This is a genomic window from Methanosarcina sp. DH1 (assembly GCF_020804205.1).
GTDB lineage: Archaea > Halobacteriota > Methanosarcinia > Methanosarcinales > Methanosarcinaceae > Methanosarcina > Methanosarcina vacuolata.
Genome location: NZ_WJBJ01000004.1, coordinates 528 through 1,354 on the forward strand (window position 1 = coordinate 528; position 827 = coordinate 1,354).

2 protein-coding genes are annotated in these 827 nt (G+C 52.0%); one reads left to right on the forward strand and one right to left on the reverse strand.

Annotation, left to right across the window (positions count from 1 at the left end; translation table 11 throughout):
• Positions 1 to 251: hypothetical protein (locus FXW07_RS01835; protein WP_229393501.1), on the forward strand; the 251-nt coding region annotated here is incomplete at its 5' end.
• Between the two features lie 46 nt (positions 252 to 297).
• Here FXW07_RS01835 and FXW07_RS01840 read toward each other — a convergent pair.
• Positions 298 to 654 (reverse strand): hypothetical protein, encoded by a 357-nt coding sequence (locus FXW07_RS01840; RefSeq protein WP_229393502.1) that lies wholly within the window; start codon positions 652 to 654, stop codon positions 298 to 300.
• Between the last annotated feature and the right edge of the window lie 173 nt (positions 655 to 827).

Below are 827 nucleotides of genomic sequence, written 5' to 3' on the forward strand. Positions count from 1 at the left end.
TGGAACGCATAAAGACCGTTACTTTTGAGTCCTGCCCGAAGTGTGGATCAGATAATTATTTCCTGCTCCGGTGTGGGGCGCATAGGTTCGAGCAGCTTTCTGCAGGTGTGCAGCTAATTCACGGGAAGTTCCAACGGATCAAGCCTGATGATAGCGAATTGGTCTTACATGTCCGACTTGTCAAAACTATCAAATTCTTCACGGTCCGGACTGAACAGGCGGGCCTGGCCTCGTTTGGGGTGGCCTGTTGAGCCGTGGCTATCTTCGTGTTCTTCTTACTGTGTGTTTTATGGGTGGTTAATGGCTGCTACGACTGTTACATATATGGCGTAACAGCACATAGCTATGAGGATGCATACGAGTGCTTTTCCGATTCCGTTTAGTTCTGCCATATGTGTAACAATGTGCATTACTTTGTAAAATCTTTTTGTTTGTTGTGTGCTTCTGGCCTGTTAGGTGAGGGCGTATAGACCAGACTTCCCCTGTGATCCTGTGACCTGTTGCGCGCCTGTGTGCCTGGCCTGACCCTGTGATACCTGGCTGTAGGTCTGGCCTGTTACCTGGTCGGTTTAGACCTGCGGTCTGGTCCCCGTGCCCTATCTCCTGGTTCATTTTCCCTTCTCGCCTTTCCCTTTCGCGTTCGACCGGCTGCATGGCGGAACCCCTCTTGATGGTTGCGCGTAGGTGGAGCGTAGCGGAACCTGCCGCATCCTTCAAGTTGGGGTGAGCCTATCCGGTCCGTCAGCGCGAAGGGAACCGGCCTGTTCTCTGGCCTGACTTCCTAAAGTTTCCTATCCGGTGAAGGCAAAAACGATATAGGCGAAAGC